At 68.5% G+C, this 20,432-nt stretch carries 16 protein-coding genes; all 16 read right to left on the reverse strand.

The annotated features are described in order from the left end of the window. Window positions 1–10: 10 nt before the first annotated feature. Complete coding sequence (locus E5CHR_RS26725; protein WP_174255751.1) at window positions 11–6,160, reverse strand: excinuclease ABC subunit UvrA; 6,150 nt, start codon at window positions 6,158–6,160, stop codon at window positions 11–13. 123 nt (window positions 6,161–6,283) lie between these two features. After that, complete coding sequence (locus tag E5CHR_RS26730; protein ID WP_174255752.1) at window positions 6,284–6,430, reverse strand: hypothetical protein; 147 nt, start codon at window positions 6,428–6,430, stop codon at window positions 6,284–6,286. Window positions 6,431–6,546: 116 nt separating this feature from the next. Further along, the gene (locus E5CHR_RS26735; protein ID WP_162582752.1) at window positions 6,547–8,241 is read right to left on the reverse strand and encodes an MFS transporter; all 1,695 of its coding nucleotides are present in this window, start codon (window positions 8,239–8,241) and stop codon (window positions 6,547–6,549) included. Window positions 8,242–8,380: 139 nt separating this feature from the next. Further along, window positions 8,381–9,025: a 2-hydroxychromene-2-carboxylate isomerase gene (locus E5CHR_RS26740; protein WP_162582754.1), complete on the reverse strand. Its 645-nt coding sequence runs from the start codon at window positions 9,023–9,025 to the stop codon at window positions 8,381–8,383. Further along, on the reverse strand, window positions 9,022–9,279 hold the full coding sequence (locus E5CHR_RS26745; protein WP_162582756.1) for a DUF1289 domain-containing protein: 258 nt from the start codon (window positions 9,277–9,279) through the stop codon (window positions 9,022–9,024). Before E5CHR_RS26745 ends, E5CHR_RS26740 begins: the two co-directional genes overlap by 4 nt. Continuing rightward, entirely contained in the window at window positions 9,276–9,767 is a 492-nt protein-coding gene (locus E5CHR_RS26750) for a YbaK/EbsC family protein (protein ID WP_162582758.1), read from the reverse strand. Before E5CHR_RS26750 ends, E5CHR_RS26745 begins: the two co-directional genes overlap by 4 nt. Before the next feature lie 18 nt (window positions 9,768–9,785). Next, window positions 9,786–10,706: a hydroxymethylglutaryl-CoA lyase gene (locus tag E5CHR_RS26755; RefSeq protein ID WP_162582760.1), complete on the reverse strand. Its 921-nt coding sequence runs from the start codon at window positions 10,704–10,706 to the stop codon at window positions 9,786–9,788. Window positions 10,707–10,743: 37 nt separating this feature from the next. Then, window positions 10,744–11,670: a 2-hydroxyacid dehydrogenase gene (locus E5CHR_RS26760; RefSeq protein WP_162582762.1), complete on the reverse strand. Its 927-nt coding sequence runs from the start codon at window positions 11,668–11,670 to the stop codon at window positions 10,744–10,746. A 10-nt stretch (window positions 11,671–11,680) separates the two neighbouring features. Beyond that, window positions 11,681–13,678, reverse strand: a complete 1,998-nt coding sequence (locus E5CHR_RS26765) for an acetyl/propionyl/methylcrotonyl-CoA carboxylase subunit alpha (RefSeq protein ID WP_162582764.1) — start codon at window positions 13,676–13,678, stop codon at window positions 11,681–11,683. 44 nt (window positions 13,679–13,722) lie between these two features. Further along, window positions 13,723–14,724: a biotin synthase BioB gene (gene bioB / locus E5CHR_RS26770; RefSeq protein WP_162582766.1), complete on the reverse strand. Its 1,002-nt coding sequence runs from the start codon at window positions 14,722–14,724 to the stop codon at window positions 13,723–13,725. A 24-nt stretch (window positions 14,725–14,748) separates the two neighbouring features. Continuing rightward, entirely contained in the window at window positions 14,749–15,447 is a 699-nt protein-coding gene (bioD, locus tag E5CHR_RS26775; protein WP_162582768.1) for a dethiobiotin synthase, read from the reverse strand. A gap of 202 nt (window positions 15,448–15,649) precedes the next feature. After that, the gene (bioF, locus tag E5CHR_RS26780) at window positions 15,650–16,882 is read right to left on the reverse strand and encodes an 8-amino-7-oxononanoate synthase (protein WP_162582770.1); all 1,233 of its coding nucleotides are present in this window, start codon (window positions 16,880–16,882) and stop codon (window positions 15,650–15,652) included. Next, window positions 16,866–18,263 carry an adenosylmethionine--8-amino-7-oxononanoate transaminase gene (bioA, locus tag E5CHR_RS26785; RefSeq protein WP_232062202.1) on the reverse strand — a complete coding sequence of 466 codons (1,398 nt, stop codon included), beginning with the start codon at window positions 18,261–18,263 and terminating at the stop codon, window positions 16,866–16,868. The genes bioF and bioA overlap by 17 nt, the downstream gene beginning before the upstream one ends. A gap of 185 nt (window positions 18,264–18,448) precedes the next feature. Beyond that, window positions 18,449–19,111 carry a DUF4126 domain-containing protein gene (locus E5CHR_RS26790; protein WP_162582772.1) on the reverse strand — a complete coding sequence of 221 codons (663 nt, stop codon included), beginning with the start codon at window positions 19,109–19,111 and terminating at the stop codon, window positions 18,449–18,451. Between the two features lie 12 nt (window positions 19,112–19,123). Beyond that, window positions 19,124–19,915 carry an enoyl-CoA hydratase/isomerase family protein gene (locus tag E5CHR_RS26795; protein ID WP_162582774.1) on the reverse strand — a complete coding sequence of 264 codons (792 nt, stop codon included), beginning with the start codon at window positions 19,913–19,915 and terminating at the stop codon, window positions 19,124–19,126. Then, window positions 19,912–20,424, reverse strand: a complete 513-nt coding sequence (locus E5CHR_RS26800; RefSeq protein WP_162582776.1) for a DinB family protein — start codon at window positions 20,422–20,424, stop codon at window positions 19,912–19,914. The genes E5CHR_RS26795 and E5CHR_RS26800 overlap by 4 nt, the downstream gene beginning before the upstream one ends. Between the last annotated feature and the right edge of the window lie 8 nt (window positions 20,425–20,432).

Consider the following 20,432-nt stretch of genomic DNA (forward strand, 5'->3'; position numbering starts at 1 on the left):
GCTCAGTGCATCAGGCCTCGCGCCGCATCGGCGCCGACGCCGGCGCGGCCTGCACCGGCAGCTGCACCACCTCGTGCCGGCCTGCGCCGCGCGCCAGGACCGGCGCCAGCGCGACGCCCGTGTGCGTACCCAGCCGCACGACCTCTTCCGGCGGTGCCGCTGCCACCACTCGCCCGCCGCCATCGCCACCTTCGGGGCCAAGGTCGATCAGCCAGTCGGCCTCGGCGATCACGTCGAGGTCGTGCTCGATCACCACGACGCTGTGGCCGCCGTTCACCAGCCGGTGCAGCACATGGATGAGCTTCTCGACGTCGGCCATGTGCAGGCCTACTGTCGGCTCGTCCAGCACGTAGAGCGTGTGCGGTGCCCGCCCGCGCCGGGCCGCCCCAAGCGGGCGATCCCCCTCGGGGGGCGGCGCCGCAGGCGCCAGGGGGCTGTCAATCCAGCCGCGGCGGGTGACATCGTCGCGCACCTTGCTCAGCTCGGTCACCAGCTTGATGCGCTGCGCCTCGCCGCCCGACAGGGTGGGCGAAGGCTGGCCCAGGGTGAGATAGCCCAGCCCGACGTCCTTCAACAGCTGCAGGGGATGGCTGATGCCGGGCATCGAGGCGAAGAACTCGACCGCCTCGTCCACCTCCATCTGCAGCACGTCGCCGATGCTCTTGCCGCGCCAGCTCACGGCCAACGTTTCGGGATTGAAGCGCGCGCCATGGCAGACCTCGCAGGGCACCTTGACGTCCGGGAGAAAGTTCATCTCGATGGTGCGCACGCCCGCCCCCTCGCAGCCGGGGCAGCGCCCTTCGCCGGTGTTGAAGCTGAAACGGCCCGGCCCGTAGCCGCGCGCCTTGGCTTCCAGCGTGTCGGCGAAGAGCTTGCGGATGGTGTCCCAGAAGCCGATGTAGGTCGCGGGGCAGCTGCGCGGCGTCTTGCCGATGGGCGTCTGGTCGACCTCGAGCACGCGGTCGATGGACTCGTAACCTTCGATCCTGGCGCAGCCGGACCAGCCGGGGCGCTTGCCCGCAGCGTCGGCGTCGCGCCCGGCCTTGGTCATGCGCTGCACGACGATGGCATGCACGTTGGCGAGCAGCACGTCGCGCGCCAGGGTCGACTTGCCGGAGCCGCTGACGCCGGTGACGGCGACCAGGCGGTTGAGCGGCAGGGTCACGGTGACTTCCTGCAGGTTGTGCAGGTCGGCGCCGCGTACCGTCAGCCAGCGCAAGGCTCCCTGCCCTTCCGGCGGGGAGAGCAAAACATCGCGGCGCGCTTGCAGCGGGTGCTTGATCGCATCACGCAGGTAACGCCCGGTCTGCGATTCGCTCGCCGCCTCCAGGTCGGCAACGCTGCCTTCGGCCACCAGCCGCCCCCCGCGCTTGCCCGCGCTGGGCCCGATGTCGATGATGTGGTCGGCTCGGCGAATGGTGTCCTCGTCGTGCTCCACCACCACCAGCGTGTTGCCCTTCTCACCCAGCTTGTGCAGCGCGTCCAGCAGGATCTGGTTGTCGCGCGCATGCAGCCCGATGGTGGGCTCGTCCAGCACGTAGCACACACCCTGCAGGTTGCTGCCGAGCTGTGCGGCGAGTCGGATGCGCTGGGCCTCGCCGCCCGACAGGGTGGGTGCGCCGCGGTCGAGCGTGAGATAGCCGAGGCCGACTTCCTCGAGGAACTCGAGGCGGCTCCTGATCTCGGGGACGAGGTCGCGCGCGATCTCGGCCTGGCGGCCGGTGAGCGCGATGTGGTCGAACCAGATGCGGATGTCGGTTACGCTCATGCGGGCAAGTTGGGTGATGGCGATGCCGCCCTCGCCCCAGCCCTCTCCCGCGGGCGGGAGAGGGAGCAAGTCCGGGTCGATCCCCGATCCCGCGCCCGCATCCGGCTGCCTCCCCCCTCCAGGGAGAGGGCCGGGGTGAGGGGCACCCCCGCCAAACAACACCGCCCGCGCCGTCGGGTTCAGCCGCGTCCCCTGGCAAGCCGGACACGCGACCTCCCCCACGTCCTCAGCCTCGGGCTCCGCGAAGGTCTGTTCCCGCCCCCGGTTGTCCGCCGCCATCGTCGAGTCGTCGTAGACCTTGCGCTGCTCCTTCGTGAGCTTGACCCCCGTGCCCACGCAATCCGGGCACCACCCATGCTTGCTGTTGTACGAGAACAGCCGCGGGTCCAGCTCGCCGTAGCTGGTGCTGCACACCGGACAGGCGCGCAGCGTGGAAAACACCTGGACGCGGCCGATGCCCGAGGTGGGCACGCCCGCCATCATGGCGCCGCGCAAGCCGGTGAGTTCGCTCAGTACATGGACCACGCCCTTGCCGTGCTCCAGTGCGCGCGCCAGCGCCTGGCGCAGCTCGGCCTCGTTCGCCGGCTCCACGTCGAGGCTGGCCACCGGCAGCTCGATGCTGTGTTCCTTGAAGCGATCGATGCGCGGGAACCCGGTGGTCGGCAGGAACTCGCCGTCCACCCGCAGATGCGTGAAGCCGCGCGGCCGCGCCCAATCGGCCAGCTCGGTGTAGACGCCCTTCCGGTTGCTCACCAGCGGTGCGAGCAGGCCGATGTGCTGGCCGCGAAAGTTCTTCAGCAACTGCGCCGCGATGCTGTCCGGCGTCTGCGGCTGCACCGCCGCGCCGTCGCGGACGCAATGCTGGATGCCCAGCTTGACGTAGAGCAGGCGCAGGAAGTGCCACACCTCCGTGGTCGTGCCCACCGTGCTCTTGCGCCCGCCGCGCGACAGCCGCTGCTCGATGGCGACGGTCGGCGGGATGCCGTACACCGCATCGACTTCCGGCCGGCCGGCCGGCTGCACGATGCTGCGCGCGTAGGCATTGAGCGATTCGAGGTAACGCCGCTGCCCCTCGTTGAACAGGATGTCGAAGGCCAGCGTCGACTTGCCCGAGCCGCTGACGCCGGTCACCACGCTGAACTTGCCGCGCGGGATGTCGACCGACAGGTTCTTGAGGTTGTGCTCGCGCGCGTGGACGATCTGGATCGCCTCGCGGCCGGCCGCCTGCTGCCGCGCGCGCACCGCGTACGCGCGTGCGGCGCGCTCCGCCACCTTGTAGGCGCCGGGGCCGATGGCCAGCTCGTAGTCGACCAGCGCGGCGCCTGTCAGCGAGGCGCCGTTCTCGCGCACTTGCTCGGGCGTGCCCACCGCCACCACCTGCCCGCCGCCTTCGCCGCCCTCGGGGCCGAGGTCGATCAGCCAGTCGCTGGCGCGGATCACGTCGAGGTTGTGCTCGATCACCACCAGCGAATGGCCGGCGTCGAGCAACTTGCGCAGGGCGCGCATCAAGCGCGCGATGTCGTCGAAATGCAGGCCGGTGGTCGGCTCGTCGAACAGGAACAGCGTGCCTTTGCGCGCCAACGGCTGCTTGCTCGCGCTGCCGTTCTTGGCTGCCTCGGCCAGGAAGCCGGCGAGCTTGAGGCGCTGGGCCTCGCCGCCCGAAAGCGTGGGCACGGGTTGGCCCAGCTTCACATAGTCCAGCCCCACGTCGACGATGGGCTGCAGCACGCGCAGCACCTCGCGGTCGCCGGCAAAGAGTGCAGTGGCCTCGGCCACCGTCAGCTCGAGGATGTCCGCCACGTTGTGGCTGCGTCCGCCGCGCTCGATCTTCACCTCGAGGATCTCGGGCCGGTAGCGTTTGCCGTCGCAATCGGGGCAGCGCAGGTACACGTCCGAAAGGAACTGCATCTCCACGTGCTCGAAGCCCGAGCCGCCGCAGGTCGGGCAGCGTCCGTCTCCGCTGTTGAAGCTGAACTTCGAGGCCGTGTAGCCGCGCTGCCGCGCCAGCGCCGCAGTGGCGAAGATCTCGCGGATCGCGTCCCATGCGCCGACATAGCTCGCGGGATTGGAGCGCGCCGTCTTCCCGATGGGCGACTGGTCGACAAAAACGACTTCGCTCAGCTGCTCGGCGCCGAGCAGCCGGTCGTGCGCGCCCGGCGTCTCGGTCGCCTTGCCGAAGTGGCGCATCAGCGCGGGCGCCAGCACGTCCTGGATCAGCGTCGACTTGCCCGAGCCGCTCACGCCGGTCACGCAGACCAGCCGCGCCAACGGAAACTCGACGGTGATGTTGCGCAGGTTGTGTTCGCGCACGCCTTCGAGGATGAGGCGCGGGGTGTTGTCGCTCACCATGCGCCTGAAGCTCATGCCGATCTGCTTGCGCCCGCCGAGGTACTCGCCGGTCAGCGTGTCCGCATGGCGCAGCTCGGCGGGACCGCCGTCGAAGACGATGCGTCCGCCGCGCACGCCGGGGCCCGGGCCCATGTCGATCACCCGGTCGGCGGCCAGCATCACCGCCGGGTCGTGTTCCACCACCACCAGCGTGTTGCCGGCGTCCCGCAGCCGCAGCATGGCCTCGGTGATGCGGTTCATGTCGCGCGGGTGCAGGCCGATGCTGGGCTCGTCGAGCACGAACAGCGTGTTGACCAGTGACGTGCCCAGGGCAGTCGTCAGGTTGATGCGCTGCACCTCGCCGCCGCTGAGGGTGCGGCTCTGGCGGTCGAGCGTGAGATAGCCGATGCCGACGTCGTGCAGGTAGCGCAGGCGGGTGGTGATTTCCTCGAAGAGGAGCTTGAGCGCCTGGGTTTCACCCTCGCCCCGGCCCTCTCCCGCGAGCGGGAGAGGGAGCAAATCCCCAGCCGTCGGCTGTTGACTCCCTCTCCCGCTGGCGGGAGAGGGTTGGGGTGAGGGCTGCTGCCCATCGAAGAACCGCCTCAGCCGCTCGATCGGCAGCAGCATCAGGTCATGCAGGCACAACCCTGGCAGCGCCTCCAGTTGCTCGCGCGACCACTTCACGCCCACCGGCATGAAGCGCTTGGCTGGCGCCAGCACCGCATCCGCATCCTGCTTGCTCCCGATGCGCCACAGCAGGCTCTCCAACTTGAGCCGCGCACCCCCGCAGGCCGGGCACGGCGTGTAGCTGCGGTACTTGGACAAGAGCACCCGGATGTGCATCTTGTAGGCCTTGCTCTCCAGGTAGCCGAAGAAGCGGCGCACGCCGTACCACTGCTGGTTCCACTTGCCGTTCCAGTTCGGCGAGCCTTCGATCACCCAGGCCTGCTGCTCGGGCGTGAGCTTGTACCAGGGCGTATCGCGCGGGATGCCGGCCGCCTCGGCATGGCGCATCAGGTCGTCCTGCGCTTCCTTCCAGGCCGGCGTCTGGATGGTCTTGATGGCACCGGCGCGCAGCGTCAGCTTGTCGTTGGGGATCACCAAGCCAAGATCGACGCCGATGACGCGCCCGAAACCGCGACAGGTCTCGCAGGCGCCGACGGCCGAGTTGAAGGAGAACATCGAGGGGATCGGGTCCGCGTAGCGGATGTCCGTATCCGGACAATGCAGCCCCGTCGAGAACTTCCACACCTCTGCCGCGCCGCCCCCATCCGCCGGCAGGGCATGCGCCGTGAGCCGCCCGCTGCCGCGCTTGAGCGCCACCTCGATGGCCTCGATCACCCGCACGCGTTCGACGTTCGCCATGCGGAAGCGGTCTGCGACCACGTCGAGCACCTTTCGCGGGCCGGTCGGCGTGGCGATCTGGCGTTCGCCCTGGACCCGGGTAAAGCCACTGGCCGATAGCCATTGCGCGATCTCGTCGTCGCTGGTGCCGGCGGGCAGCTCGACCGGAAAGGTCAGAACTACGCGCGGATCGACACCTGCCCCCACGCTCGCCACTGCGTGTGCTTCGCTGCCCCCCGAGGAGGCTGCTTCGCCTTGGGGCGGCCCGGCGGTGAAGCCCGCGGCAGCACGCGCCACCAGCTCGGCATAGATGGAGTCGGGCGAATCGTGCCGCACCGGCAGCGCCGTCTCGCGGTCGAAGAGCTGGGCGGCGCGCGCGTACAGCAGCTTCAGGTGGTCGTTGAGCTCGGTCATCGTGCCGACGGTCGAGCGCGAGGAGCGCACCGGATTGGTCTGGTCGATGGCGATGGCGGGCGGTACCCCTTCCACCTTGTCGACCGCCGGCTTGTCCATGCGGTCGAGGAACTGCCGCGCATAGGCCGAAAACGTCTCGACGTAGCGCCGCTGGCCCTCGGCATAGAGCGTGTCGAACACCAGGCTCGACTTGCCCGAGCCGCTCGGCCCGGTGACCACCGTCATCTCGCCGGTGCGGATGTCGAGGTCGAGATTCTGGAGATTGTGCTGACGCGCACCGCGTATCCGGATGGAGCCCTGTGTCATGAATGCCTTGGGGATGGGGCAGACATTCTAGAAACCGGCGGCCGGCCATGTGCAAAGCGCCGGATTGCCGGCGGTTCGGCAGGGCTTTGCGCGGCGTACCGGGGCCAGCAGGGCTGGCGCCAGCTACTTCGGGGGCGCCGCAGGCTGCGGCGCGTGCGTGGCGTCCGCGCCGTGCTTCTCGCCCGACATGTCGATCTTGTCCCCCGCCTGCATGATCGCGAAAAGCGAAATGGCCGCGAAGACGACGAAGCCGATGGCCAATTTCCACATGGTCTGGATCTCCTGGATGTTCAACGAAAAAGCCTCGCGCCATGGACACGGCACGAGGCCTCTTGGTTGAACAAAGGGCCGAGGCCCTTCGTTCAGGTCAGGCTCGGCAGGCGAGCCTAGTCGTTCGCGTAGATGTCGACGTCCTTGGTCTCGCGCACGAACAGCGTGCCGACGACCAGCGTGACGCCGGCGATGATGATCGGATACCAGAGGCCGTTGTACATGTTGCCGGTCGAGGCCACGATCGCGAAGGCCGTGGTCGGCAGCAGGCCGCCGAACCAGCCGTTGCCGATGTGATACGGCAGGCTCATCGAGGTGTAGCGGATGCGCGTAGGGAACAGCTCGACCAGCATGGCGGCGATCGGGCCATAGACCATCGTGACCAGCAGTACCAGCCAGAACAGCAGCGCAACGACCATCGCCTTGTTCATCTTCGCCGGATCGGCCTTGGCGGGGTAGCCCGCAGCCTTCAAGTCGTCTGCGACGCCCTTCTTGAAGGCGGCGATTTCCTTGCTGGTAGCCTCGTCGAACTTGTGGTTGACCACATTGCCGACGGGTGCCTCGACCGTCTTGTCGCCGATCTTGACCACGGCCTTGGAGCCGGGCGGGCCTTCGACGTTGTCGTAGCTCACCGAGTTCTGCACCAGGTAGCGCTTGGCGATGTCGCAGGAGCTCTTGAAGTCGATCTCGCGCGCCACCGGGTTGCCCTGGAAGGAGCAGGACTTGGGATCGGCCGTCACGGTCACGCCGGCCGTGGCCTGGGCCTTGGCGAGGTCGGGATTGGCGTACTCGGTCAGCATCTTGAAGACCGGGAAGTAGGTCACCACGGCAAGCAGGCAGCCGGCCATGATGATCGGCTTGCGGCCGATCTTGTCCGACAGCGTGCCGAAGACCACGAAGAAGGGCGTGCCGATCAGCAGCGCGGCCGCGATCATCAGATTGGCTGTGGTCGGATCGACCTTGAGCTGCTGCGTGAGGAAGAAGAGCGCGTAGAACTGGCCCGAATACCACACGACGGCCTGGCCGGCGGTCAGGCCGACCAGCGCCAGGATCACGATCTTGAGGTTCTTCCACTCGCCGAAGGACTCGGACAGAGGCGCCTTGGACGTCTTGCCCTCGGCCTTCATCTTCTGGAAGGCCGGCGACTCGGAGAGCGACAGGCGGATCCACACCGACACTGCCAGCAGGCCGATCGAGACCAGGAAAGGCACGCGCCAGCCCCAGGCACCGAAGGCGTCCTCGCCGAGCCAGGTGCGCACGCCGAGGATGACCAGCAGGCTCAGGAACAGGCCGAGCGTCGCCGTGGTCTGGATCCACGAGGTGTAGGCGCCGCGCTTGCCGTGCGGCGAATGCTCGGCCACGTAGGTGGCAGCACCGCCGTACTCGCCGCCGAGCGCCAGGCCTTGCAGCAGCCGCAGTGCGATGAGGATCACGGGCGCCGCCACGCCGATGGTGGCGTAGCTCGGCAACAGGCCGACGATGAAGGTCGACAGGCCCATGATCAGGATGGTCACCAGGAAGGTGTACTTGCGGCCGATCATGTCGCCCAGCCGGCCGAACACGATGGCGCCGAAGGGTCGCACCAGGAAGCCGGCCGCAAAGGCCAGCAGCGCGAAGATGAAGGCCGCGCCCGCTTCCAGGCCGCTGAAGAACTGCTTGGCGATGATCGCCGCCAAGGAACCGTAGAGATAGAAGTCGTACCACTCGAACACGGTGCCGAGCGAGGAAGCGAAGATGACCTTCTTCTCCTCCGCAGACATGGGACGGGGAACAGGCGTAGGCCTTCCCCGCGAATCAAGTGTGGCTGCCATTCGTCGTCTCCTGTTGTTCCCACGGCGTGGGGTGTGACGAATTCTTGGCGGGACGACTGACCCAGGGCTTTCGCCAAACTGAACCGTTGCTGACGATTTAGGGTGAAACCCGCAGCACGCGTTTCAGCAGTAGAAAAATTCAGCGATTGCTGCCGCGCAGCAGTGCAGGACGACCGGCGGCACCTTCCCATTCCGGCCCCTCGAACCAGGCGTTCCCGCGCAGGTAGTCGCGCAGCATGGCCAGGCCGTCGAAGCCCCAGAACTGGCGCCCGTCGACTTCGAAAGTGGGCACGCCGAAAACACCGCGCGCGATGGCCTCGTCGGTGTTGGCCTTGAGCTGCGCCTTGACCTCCTCGCCGGCGGCATCGCGCTTCAGCCGCAGCAGCGCAGCGAGCGCGGCCAGCCGCACGCCATCGCCTGCCTCGGCGCCACCGTGCCAGACATCGCGGAAGATCGTCTCGGCGACGTGGCGGTTGATGTCGCCGTCCGGCGTGGTGGCGAGTGCGAGCCGCAGATGCGGCAGCGGGTTGTACGGATGCGAGGCCGGCATCTCGATCGCGATGCCATTCGCCTGGCCGAGCCACAGCACGTGGCGGTAGGTCCAGGCCCGCTTTGCAGGAATCTCGGCCGGGCCGAGCTGGCCATGGTGCTTGAGCAGCGCGCCGAGCAATACCGGGCGGTAGGCCACGCTGTAGCTCAGCCCCTCGAGCGCCTGCGGCAGATGCTCGAAAGCCAGGTAGGCGTAGGGCGAGATGAAGTCGAGACGGAAAGTGATGTGCTTCATGGCCGATCTTCTCCTCCGGAATTCAGGAAGCCCGCATCCGCGCGCAGCTCGATGGCGCGCCACACGCTGCGTCGGGTCGCGTCGTCCATGCCGCTCCACGCGGCGATCTCGTCGATGGTGCGCAGGCAGCCTTCGCAGAAGCCGCTGGCCGGGTCCATGCGGCAGACGGAAATGCACGGCGAGGGCACGTCGCGTGCCGTGTTGCGCGCGGCAACGGCGCGATCGGCGAGTGGATGAAGGGCATCCCCGCTCACACCACGTCCGCGACCGGCGCACCGGTCAGCGCCTCGAGCTCCTGCGGCCGCAGCTGCACCACCGCATGCGGGTGCCCGGCCGCCGCCCAGACTTCGTCGAAGCGGAACAGCTCGCGGTCGATTAGCATCACCGGCACCGTGGCATGCGCAAAGGGCGAAACGCCACCGATCGAGAAACCGGTCGCGCGCTTGACGAAGTCGGCATCGGCGCGGCCCAGCTTGCCGCCGACCAGCGCTTCCACCTTCTTCTCGTCCACCCGCTTGTCGCCCGAGGTCACGACCAGCACCGCGGCCTCGTCGCTCTTGCGGCGGAACACGATGCTCTTGGCGATCTGCGCCACCGAGATGCCCAGCGCATCGGCGGCCTGCTGCGCTGTGCGGCAGGCGTCGTCGAGCATGCGTGGGGCATGGGGATGGCCAAGCGCCTGCAGCAGCCGCGAGACGCGCTGGACGCCGTCGGGGAGGGATGTCAGTTCAGCACCGCACATACATCGGGTGTGGGGATCTCAGCCCGCGCGCTTGGTACGGATCGCCTTCGACACCCGCGAGTTCGGCTCGCGGCCGAGGGCTTCGTTGATGTAGACGCCCGCGCCGATCAGCTGGTCGAGGTCGATGCCGGTCTCGATGCCCATGCCGTGCAGCATGTAGACCACCTCCTCGGTCGCGACATTGCCCGTCGCGCCCTTCGCGAAAGGACAGCCGCCCAGGCCGCCCACCGAGGTGTCGAACTGCCACACGCCCAGCTCCAGGCTGGCAAGGGTGTTGGAGAGCGCCTGCCCGTAGGTGTCGTGGAAGTGGCCGGAGATGTCGTCGAGGGCGAAGTGTTCGAGCGTCGCCTCGAGCGCGTGCCGCACCTTCAGGGGCGTGCCCACGCCGATGGTGTCGGCCACCCCCACGTGTTGCACGCCGATGCCCTTCATCAGCTTCGCCAGCATGCCCACCCGCTCAGGCGCGATCTCGCCTTCGTAGGGACAGCCCACGGTGCACGACATGGCGCCGCGCACATGGATGCCTTTCCCGCGCGCCGCCTCCACCACGGGGCGAAAGCGCTCGATGCTCTCGGCGATGGAGCAGTTGATGTTCTTCTGGCTGAAGGCCTCGCTGGCGGCGCCGAAGACGACGATCTCGTCCGGCCACTCCTCGCGCGGTGCCGCAATGGCCGCTTCGAAGCCCTTCATATTCGGCGTGAGCACCGAGTAGCGCACGCCCGGCTGCCGGCGGATGCCCTGCATGACCTGCGCGTTGTCGGCCATCTGCGGCACCCACTTGGGGCTGACGAAGCTGGTGACCTCGATCTCCTTCAATCCGGCCTCCTGGAGGCGATGGACCAGGCCGATCTTGACCTCGGCGGGAACGGCCTGCTTTTCGTTCTGCAGGCCGTCGCGCGGGCCGACGTCGACGAGCTTGACTCGGGTAGGGAGCTTCATGGGTTGTGCCTTGTTCAGTGCTTCAGGAATGCGGATTTCAGTATCCCCGCTCCCGCTCGACCACACCAGCCACAGGCTCACCGCGTTCGATCGCGAGGATCTTGCCGGCAATCTGGGCGATGGTGGCACCGCGCACGGTGCGTGCCGAGCCGTGCGGCGTGACCGTGATTTTCGGATGGCGCCAGAAGGGATGGTCCGCGGGCAGCGGTTCGACCTCGAACACATCGAGAGTGGCGCCGGCGAGCGGGCCACCGTCGAGCAGCGGGATCAGGTCGGCTTCGACCAGGTGTGCGCCGCGCGCAACGTTGATCAGGTAGCCGCCAGGCTGGCCGTTCAGGCGCGACAGCGTCTCGCGATTGAGGATGCCGCGCGTGGCCTCGGTCAGCGGCAGCAGGTTGACCAGCACGCGGGTGGCACTCAGGAAGGCATCGAATTCCGCCTCGCCCGCGAAGCAGCGCAGGCCCTCGATCGCCTTGGGCGAGCGGCTCCAGCCGTTGACCGGGAACTCGAACTGCGCGACCGCTTTCGCCACGCGCTCGCCGAGCACGCCGAGGCCCATCACGCCGACGGGAAAGTCCTCGCGCTCGCGCGGCTTGCGAAAGCTCCAGCGGGCTTCGCGCGCATCGGCCTCGTAGGCATCGAACTCGCGGAAGTGCCGGATCAACGCATGGCAGACGTATTCGGCCATCTGCACCGACATGCCGGCATCGTCGAGGCGCACCACCATCGTCCGGGGCGGCAGCCTCAGCTTGAGCAGTGCATCGACGCCGGCCCCGACGTTGAAGATGCCGCGCAGCCGCGGCTGCTCATCGATGAAGGTTTGCGGCGGTGCCCAGACCACGGCATGGTCGGCCTGCGGCGCTCCGGAAACCCAGTTCTGCACATCGGCGCCGGGCAGCGCGGCACGCAGGCCCTCGATCCAGGCATCGGGGCGGTTGTCAGTGAGGCAGACGGTGATTCGCATGCCGGCAAGCTTAAGCCGCAATGCGCAGCAGCTCCGCGCCCTCCGCCACCTGGTCGCCCGGCAGGTAAAGCAGTTCTTCCACGGTCCCGTCCGCCGGCGCCGCGATGGTGTGCTCCATCTTCATCGCCTCCATCACGGCCAGGGCCTGGCCGCGGCTGACCTTGTCGCCGGCCTTCACGGCGAAGGACACCACCTTGCCCGGCATCGGCGCGGTGAGACGGCCCGCATCGGCATGCGTGTCACCGGCATGGGCCATCGGATCCAGGGCCACGATGCGGGTCGCGCCCTCGGGGGCGAAGACATGGGTTGCGGCGCCCTCCTCGTAGACGTTCAGGGTGCGTCGCAGCCCGTTGAACTGCAGTTCGATCTCACCCGAGGGGAATTGACCCATCGAGAGCGCGCCCTCGACGCCGCCGACCTTCAACCAGAGGCTGGCATCGCGCCGGTAAGTCAGGAGCGCCTGCTGCGCCTCGCCGCGGAACTCGAAGTCGAAGCGGCGCTGGTACTCGCCGAAGCCGCGCCAGCCGTCACGGCGTGCAAAGGGCTCGGAGGGCGCGGCCTGGGAGCGCTCGGCCAGCAGCGTGCGCACGATGGCAGCGGCAGCGGCGAGCGGCAGGCCCAGCGGCTCCTGGTCGAAGAGCACGGCGCGCTCGCGCTCGATCAGCGCGGTGTCCAGCTTCGCGTGGGCGAAGGAATCGGTGCGCAGCACGCCGCGCAGGAACTGCACATTGGTCGCCACGCCGACGATGTGGGTCTGCGCCAGCGCCGCGTCCAGCCGCGCGAGCGCCTCGTCGCGGGTTGCGCCGTGGACGATCAGCTTGGCGATCATCGAATCGTAGAAGGGCGAGATCGGGTCGCCTTCGCGCACGCCATCGTCGACGCGCACGCGGCTGCGCTGGAATGCCGTGGCATTGGGCTTGCGATAGACGCGCAGCGTGCCGGTGGCGGGCAGAAAGTTGTTGTCGGGGTTCTCGGCGCAGATGCGTGCCTCGATCGCATGGCCGTTGATCTGCAGTTGCTCCTGCTTCAGGGGAAGCGGCTCGCCGGAGGCCACGCGCAGCTGCCACTCGACCAGGTCCAGCCCCGTGATCGCCTCGGTCACCGGATGCTCCACCTGCAGCCGCGTGTTCATCTCCATGAAGAAGAAATTCATGCTGCCATCGTCGCGCTGCTCGACGATGAACTCCACCGTGCCTGCACCCACGTACTTCACCGCGCGCGCCGCCGCCACCGCGGCCTCGCCCATCTCGCGCCGCATGGCCTCGGTCATGCCCGGCGCCGGCGCCTCCTCCAGCACCTTCTGGTGGCGCCGCTGCACCGAGCAGTCGCGCTCGAACAGGTAGACGCAGTTGCCGTGCGTATCGCCGAAGACCTGGATCTCGATGTGGCGCGGGCGCTGCACGTACTTCTCGACGAGCACCGCGTCGTCGCCGAAGCTGTTGATGGCCTCTCGCTGGCAGGAAGCGAGCGCGGCGGCGAAGTCGGCGTGCTTCTCGACCACGCGCATGCCCTTGCCACCGCCGCCCGCGCTGGCCTTGATCAGCACCGGGTAGCCGATGCGCTCGGCCTCGCGTGCCAGCAGCACCGGGTCCTGGTCCTTGCCGTGGTAACCGGGCACCAGCGGCACGCCGGCTTTCTCCATGAGCTGCTTGGACTCGGCCTTCAGGCCCATCGCCTGGATGGCGGACGGCGGCGGGCCGATGAAGACCAGGCCCGCCTCGGCGCAGGCGCGGGCGAAGTCCTCGTTCTCGCTGAGGAAGCCGTAGCCCGGGTGAACCGCCTGCGCACCCGTGGCTTTTGCAGCCTCGAGGATTTTTTCCCAGCGCAGGTAACTGTCCTTGGGTGCGCTGCCGCCCAGGTGCACCGACTCGTCACAGGCACGCACGTGATTGGCATGCACGTCCGCATCGGAGTAGACGGCGACCGTGCGGATGGCCATGCGGCGCGCAGTGGCGGCGACGCGGCAGGCGATCTCGCCGCGGTTGGCGATCAGGATCTTCTGGAACATGAGGACGGCTTCCTTGTGGGCGGTGATGTGGATGAGGGACGGTGTCAGGCGTCGCTTCGCATGCCCAGCCGCGCCAGCAGCGCGCGGTCCTTCGCTGCTTGCGGGTTGGCCGTGGTCAGCAGGCGATCGCCGTAGAAGATCGAATTGGCGCCGGCGAGGAAGCACAGCGACTGCAGTGCCTCGTCCATCTGCTCGCGTCCGGCCGACAGGCGCACCATGCTCTTCGGCATGGTGATGCGGGCGACGGCAATGGTGCGCACGAATTCGAAGGGGTCGAGCGGCTCGGTCCCGGCCAGCGGCGTGCTCTCGACCTGCACGAGGTTGTTGATGGGCACCGATTCGGGGTAGGGGTCGAGATTGGCCAGCTGCGCGATCAGACCGGCACGCTCCAGCCGCGATTCGCCCATGCCGACGATGCCGCCGCAACACACATGCAGGCCGGCGTCGCGCACGTGGCCGAGGGTGTCGAGGCGGTCCTGGTAAGTCCGGGTCGTGATGATCTTGTCGTAGAACTCGGGCGCACTGTCGAGGTTGTGGTTGTAGTAGTCGAGCCCTGCGTCCGCCAGGCGCTGCGCCTGCTCGGCCTCGAGCATGCCGAGGGTCACGCAGGTCTCCAGCCCTAGGGCCTTGACGCCACGCACCATCTCGATGACGGGCTCCAGGTGCCGTTCCTTCGGGTTGCGCCAGGCTGCTCCCATGCAGAAGCGGGTCGCGCCATGGTCTTTCGCGGCCTGGGCGGCGGCCAGAACGTCGTCGAGCGCCATCAGCTTGCCGGCCTTCAGGCCGGTGTCGTGGTGCACGCTCTGCGGGCAGTAGCCGCAGTCCTCCTCGCAGCCGCCGGTCTTGATCGACAGCAGGGTCGAGAGCTGAACCGCGTTGGCGTCGAAATGTGCGCGATGCACCTTCTGCGCGCGGAACAGCAGGTCGTTGAAAGGCAGTTCGAACAGTGCCTTGACGCTGTCGACGCTCCATTCGGCGCCGGCGGGAAGGGCGTGCTGCTGCGAGGCCGTGGCCTTGCGGTCGATGAAGCTGATGCTTTGTTCCATGAATGAAAAAGTCCTGTATCCGGTTCAGGCGGCCAGTGCCGCAGTGCTGTGCAGTGCGCGCAGGTCGAGATGGCGGGCGGCGCGGGCCGCCTCGGGCGGCGCCAGGTGCGGCACCACGCCGAGCAGGGGCGCATCCAGCCGCGTCCGCAGGGTCTGCACGTTCTCGTCGAAAGCCCGCATGCCTGGGTCGATCGCACTGCCGACCCAGCCGGCGAGCACGAGGCCGCGCGCGCGGATGGACTCGGCAGTGAGCAGCGCGTGGTTCAGGCAGCCGAGCCGCAGCCCCACCACAAGGATCACCGGCAACCCCAATGCCACCGCGAGGTCGGCGCTGTCGAAGTCGTCGGCCAGCGGCACGCGGAAGCCGCCCACGCCTTCGACGATCACGGCATCGGCCTGCCGTGCGAGCTGCGCATGCGCCGACAGCAGCGGCTGCAGCGCAATGCGCACGCCCTCGTCCCGCGCTGCCAGGTGCGGCGACATCGGCGCCCGCAGCAGGTAGGGGCAGCGAAGCGCCAGCGGCGCATCGACGTTGCCGGCAGCCTTCAACTGCTCGACGTCTTCGTTGCGCCAGGTGCCATCGAAGAGGTCCAGGCCCGCCGCCACCGGCTTCATGCCGACTGCGCGCAGGCCGGATGCGGCCAACGACGACAGCATGGCGCTGCTGACAAGGGTCTTGCCGACGCCGGTGTCGGTGCCGGTGATGAAGCAGTGCACCTTCATCGGATGAACTTCCCACCCGGCGCTGCGGTGCTCGCCTCGGGGACTTCCCGCTTGGAAAGATGCCGCAGCGCTTCCTTTCCCTCCGGGGGAGGGAGCAAGCCCGCCTCCATATCCTCCGGGGGAGGGAGCAAGCCCGCCTCCATATCCTCCGGGGGAGGGAGCAAGCCCGTCTCCATATCCTTCGAGGCTGGCGTCGGATCTCTCATGCGGCCTCCTTCCAAGGCCGAGCCAGCAACTGCCCCAGCGCATCGACCAACCGCGCGACATCGTCTTCACCATGGCTGGCCGACAGCACGATGCGCAGCCGCGCGGTGCCGGCCGGCACCGTCGGCGGACGGATCGCGCCCACGCGCAGGCCGAAGGCGTCGAGCTGTGCCGACAGCTGCATCGCACGCGCGTTGTCGCCCACGATCAACGGCTGGATCGCGGTCGGTGATTCGGCGAGCCAGGCGCCGCCGCCGGCGGGCAGCACGCGCTGCAGGCCCGCACGCAGTTGCGCAATGCGTGCATGCAGCTGTGCGCGGCGCCGGGCCCCCTCCTCGCCTTCGATCAGGTCCAGGCTGGCGAGCAGCGCATGGGCAATGGCCGGCGGCGCGGCGGTGGTGAAGATGTAGGGCCGCGCGCGTTGCACCAGGTAGTCGATCACGGTGCGGTGCGCGGCAACGAAAGCGCCCGACACACCCGCGGCCTTGCCGAGCGTGCCGACAAGGACAAGTCGCTCGGAGCGCAAGCCCGCAGCCTCGAGCACGCCACGGCCTCGCGCGCCGAGCACGCCGAAGCCGTGTGCATCGTCCAGCACGAGCCAGGCATCGTGGCGCTCGGCCAGCGCCAGCAGCCCGGCCACAGGCGCGATGTTGCCGTCCATGCTGAACACGGCATCGCTCACGATCAGCTTGAAAGGCGCATCGCAGGCCGCGAGCTGCGCGTCGAGCGCCTGCACGTCGCAGTGCGGGTAGCGCTCGACGCGCGCCTTGGCCAGGCGTGCACCGTCGATCAGCGAGGCATGGTTGAGCGTCTCCGAGAAGATCACCGCGTCGGCGCCGCCGAGTGCCGACAGCACTGCGAGGTTGGCCATGTAGCCGGTGCAGAAGAACAGGCTCTGCGCCTCGGGGATGTGCGGTGCCATCAACCCGGCCAGCCGCTCCTCGAGCTGTGCATGCGCACGCGAGTGGCCGAGGATCAGGTGCGAGCCGCCGCTGCCCACGCCGTAGCGCGCGGCGCCCTCGGCCAGCGCGGCGGCCACTGCCGGGTGCGCGGCCAGGCCGAGGTAGTCGTTGCTCCCGAAAGCCAGCAGGGTGCGCGGCGCGGCCGCGCCCGGCAGCGTGAGCCGCTGCGTGGGCGCGCAGGGCGTCTCGGCGATAAGCCGCCGGCGGCGCAGGGTCTGCGCATCGAGCGTGGCAATTTCGTGCTGGAGGCGGTCAAGCAAGCGCGACATCGCGAACCTCCTCGCCAGCGTGCGGTGCGGCGGCCGCGTCGAGCGTGGCGACCGTGCCTTCGACCAGGCGATCGATCTCGTGGTCGCCGATCACGTAGGGGGGCATCAGGTAGACGGTGCGCCCGATCGGTCGCATCAGCAGCCCCTGCTCGCGCGCCGCGAGATGGAAGCGCTCGGCAAAGCGCTCGCCGGGCTCGCGCACGTCGAAGGCGGTGATCATGCCGCGCTGGCGCAGATGATCGACCGGGCGAGTGCCCAAGGCCTCGCGCAAGCGCTGCAGGATGCGTGCGGCCCTCGCGCGGTTGCGGTTCAGCACGTCTTCTTGCACGAACAGATCGAGCGTGGCCAGCGCGGCGCGGCAGGCCAGCGCGTTCCCGGTGTACGAATGCGAATGCAGGAAGCTGCGCGCCACGTCGTCATCCACGAAGCCCTGGTAGATCGCCTCGCGCGTCATCACCAGCGCCAACGGCAGGTAGCCGCCGCTGATGCCCTTGGACAGGCACAGGAAGTCGGGCCAGATGCCGGCCTGCTCGCAGGCGAAAAAGCTTCCGGTGCGCCCGCAACCCACCGCGATCTCGTCGGCGATCAGGTGCACGCCGAAGCGGTCGCACAGGGCGCGCACCCGGCGCAGGTACTCGGGGTCGTGCATCGCCATGCCGGCGGCGCATTGCACGAGGGGCTCGAGGATGACCGCGGCGATGCTGTCGTGCTGCTCGGCCAGGAGCGCTTCCAACTCGTCTGCCGCGCGCAGGGCGACGGCGACGGCATCCTCGCCCGGCCGAGCGCCGCGCGCGTCGGGCGAAGGCACGAGGTGCGCATCGCCCAGCAGCGGCGCGTAGGCATCGCGGAACACGGCCACGTCGGTCACATGCAGCGCACCCAGCGTCTCGCCGTGATAGCCCTGGCGCAGCGCGACGAAGCGCCGCTTGCCGCCCCGGCCCGCGTTGCGCCAGGCATGAAAGCTCATCTTCAGCGCGATCTCAACGGCCGAGGCACCGTCGGAGGCATAGAAACAGTGGCCGAGCGCGCCGCCGGTCAGCGCGGACAGGCGCTCGGCCAGCTCGACGGCGGGTGCGTGGGTACAACCCGCCAGCATGACGTGCGGCAGCGTGTCGAGCTGCTGCTTGAGCGCGGCATTGATGGCCGGGTGCGCATGGCCGAACAGGTTGACCCACCAGGAGCTGGTCGCGTCCAGGTAACGGTGGCCGTCGTGGTCGACCAGCCAGACGCCGTCGCCGCGCGCGATCGGCAGCGGCGGCACCGCCTCGAGGCGAATGCTCTGGGTGCAGGGGTGCCACACATGGCGCCGGCTGCGCTGTTGCCAGTCGGCACTGCGCGATGCAAGGGCTGCGGTAAGGGGCTCAAAAGCAGGGTTCAGCACGGATTCGTTCCTCGTTCGTCGGGTCTCGGGCCGCGCATCGTAGGCAGCACTTGGCTCCGCCGCAATGCGGCAGCTGCCTTCGAAATGCGCGCCGCTTGCGCGACGTTCGCTGCCGTACGGATCATCTTTGCCTCAACGTCGCGCAACGGCCCGGCTACGCGCCGCCCCGTGCTGTTACAAAAAACTCAAGCCTGGCCGTCTTCGCGCTTGTTCAGCCGGAAGGCTGGCGTCACTCCTGGATCCGGCCGGCCGCTGAAGATGCGCGCCAGGCGCCCGAAGAGCGCCCGCAGAAAGCGCCAGCTCTTGCGAATCAGCCAGACGGACAGCGCCATCAGCACGATGAACAGCAGCAGGAACACGAGTGGATGCGCCACCGCCAGCCACAGGCCTGCCGGCACAACACTGTCTTCGACCAGCGAGGCGCCCACATTGCTGAAAGGCTCGGGCGAGGTGTTGATGGCGGCGCGCGTGGTGGCCTTGGCCGCATGCGCCGTCGCCGCGAAGCTGCCACCCAGGAGCGCGGCGACGATCGCCATCACTGCATGGTCGGCGCCGAAGACGCTGGCCGCCAGCGCGGCGCCCGCGGGAATGCGGATTACCGTGTGCACCATGTCCCACAACGAATCGAGGCCGGGGATCTTGTCGGCAAAGAACTCGATGAAGACCATGAAGCCGCTGGCCGCGATCACCACCGGATGTGCAAGCAACTGCAGCCCGCCCGGCAGAGGCACCCAGCCCAGATAACCGGCCAGGCCGGTCAGCAGTACGACAAGATAAAGCCGCACGCCGCTGGCCCAGCCAATGGCGGCCGAGAGGGCGAGCAGTTGCGGCAGGTCGAGGCTGTTCATGACGCCCTGCGTTCAGCCGGAAATCCAGGAGGGCTTGCGCTTCTGAAGGAAGGCCTGCACGCCTTCGCGGCCCTCCTCGCTGGCGCGGATGTCGGCAATGCCCGCGACCGTCTTCGCGATCAGCGCATCGTCGATCTCGCGGCCCGCCACATCGGCGATCAGTTGCTTGCAGGCGCGCACCGCTGCCGGACTGGCGCTGGTGAAAGCCTTCACGATCTCGGCGACCTTGGCATCGAGCGCATCGGATGCCACCACCTCATGCACGAAGCCGACGCGGTGTGCCTCGGCCGCGCTGAAGCGTTCGGCCGTGAGGAAGTAGCGTTGCGCGGCACGCGTTCCCATCGCGCGCAGCACGTAGGGGCTGACGGTGGCGGGAACCAGGCCGATCTTGACCTCGCTCAGGCAATACCAGGCGGTGTCTGCGCTCACCGCGACATCGCAGGCCGCCACGAGCCCCATGCCACCGGCGTAGACATCGCCCTGCACGCGCGCGATCACCGGCTTGGGGCTCTGGTCGATCGTGCGCAGCATTGCGGCCAGGCCCCCTGCATCGGCAAGGTTCTGCTCGTGGGTGAATTCGGCCGCCCGGCGCATCCAGTTGAGGTTGGCGCCGGCGCAGAACGCCGGGCCGTTGGCACCCAGGACGATGGCACGCACCTCGTTCGCCGCGCCGGCCTGCGAAAAGGCTTCGTCCAGCTCGCGGATGACGACCTCGTCGAAGGCATTGCGCAGCTCGGGCCGGTTGAGCCAGATGCGCGCGACGGGGCCTTCGATGTTCAGCTCCAGTGTGGTGAAGGTGTTCATTGGGAGCGGGCTTCCTGTTGCAGCAAGTAGACCCAGTCGATCTCGGGGCCGGGTTGGACCATGCTCGTCAGCGCAGCCGTGAGCTGGCCGCGATGGTGGGTCGCGTGGTTGAACACATGGCCGAGCGCGGGGGCGAAAGGAATGCGCACCTGCTCGCCGTTGTTGCGTGTGTAGGCCATCTCGCCGTCGTAGCGCTCGGGCGCGAGCGTGGCGAGCCACGGGCTCCAGCGGGTGACGGCCTGCGCCAGTGCCTCGCATAGCGCGGCGCGGTCAGAGTGCAGCTCGGTGTTCAAAGGCACGCGCGGCGAGCGGCCTTCGGCGAAGCGGGAGTACCAGATGTCGTCGGTCACCAGCAGGTGGTTGACCGTGCCATGCACCGAACGGAAGAACAACCCGCAGTCGCGGCGCCAGTCGGCCTCCGGGAGCGTCTTCAGGTTGGACTCCAGCAGCTTGTGCGTGGCCCACACGTGGTAGCGCGCCAGGCTCGCGAAGTAGTTCGGCAGCGACATGCTGTTCT

This window comes from Variovorax sp. PBS-H4, assembly GCF_901827205.1.
Classification (GTDB): domain Bacteria; phylum Pseudomonadota; class Gammaproteobacteria; order Burkholderiales; family Burkholderiaceae_C; genus Variovorax.

Bases quoted from the DNA above. Each gene is read 5' to 3' on its own strand.
- E5CHR_RS26725 (WP_174255751.1), bottom strand. From the start codon at position 6,160: ATGACACAGGGCTCCATCCGGATACGCGGTGCGCGTCAGCACAATCTC.
- E5CHR_RS26730 (WP_174255752.1), bottom strand. From the start codon at position 6,430: ATGTGGAAATTGGCCATCGGCTTCGTCGTCTTCGCGGCCATTTCGCTT.
- E5CHR_RS26735 (WP_162582752.1), bottom strand. From the start codon at position 8,241: ATGGCAGCCACACTTGATTCGCGGGGAAGGCCTACGCCTGTTCCCCGT.
- E5CHR_RS26740 (WP_162582754.1), bottom strand. From the start codon at position 9,025: ATGAAGCACATCACTTTCCGTCTCGACTTCATCTCGCCCTACGCCTAC.
- E5CHR_RS26750 (WP_162582758.1), bottom strand. From the start codon at position 9,767: ATGTGCGGTGCTGAACTGACATCCCTCCCCGACGGCGTCCAGCGCGTC.
- E5CHR_RS26755 (WP_162582760.1), bottom strand. From the start codon at position 10,706: ATGAAGCTCCCTACCCGAGTCAAGCTCGTCGACGTCGGCCCGCGCGAC.
- E5CHR_RS26760 (WP_162582762.1), bottom strand. From the start codon at position 11,670: ATGCGAATCACCGTCTGCCTCACTGACAACCGCCCCGATGCCTGGATC.
- E5CHR_RS26765 (WP_162582764.1), bottom strand. From the start codon at position 13,678: ATGTTCCAGAAGATCCTGATCGCCAACCGCGGCGAGATCGCCTGCCGC.
- bioB (WP_162582766.1), bottom strand. From the start codon at position 14,724: ATGGAACAAAGCATCAGCTTCATCGACCGCAAGGCCACGGCCTCGCAG.
- bioD (WP_162582768.1), bottom strand. From the start codon at position 15,447: ATGAAGGTGCACTGCTTCATCACCGGCACCGACACCGGCGTCGGCAAG.
- bioF (WP_162582770.1), bottom strand. From the start codon at position 16,882: ATGTCGCGCTTGCTTGACCGCCTCCAGCACGAAATTGCCACGCTCGAT.
- E5CHR_RS26790 (WP_162582772.1), bottom strand. From the start codon at position 19,111: ATGAACAGCCTCGACCTGCCGCAACTGCTCGCCCTCTCGGCCGCCATT.
- E5CHR_RS26795 (WP_162582774.1), bottom strand. From the start codon at position 19,915: ATGAACACCTTCACCACACTGGAGCTGAACATCGAAGGCCCCGTCGCG.
- E5CHR_RS26800 (WP_162582776.1), bottom strand. From the start codon at position 20,424: ATGTCGCTGCCGAACTACTTCGCGAGCCTGGCGCGCTACCACGTGTGG.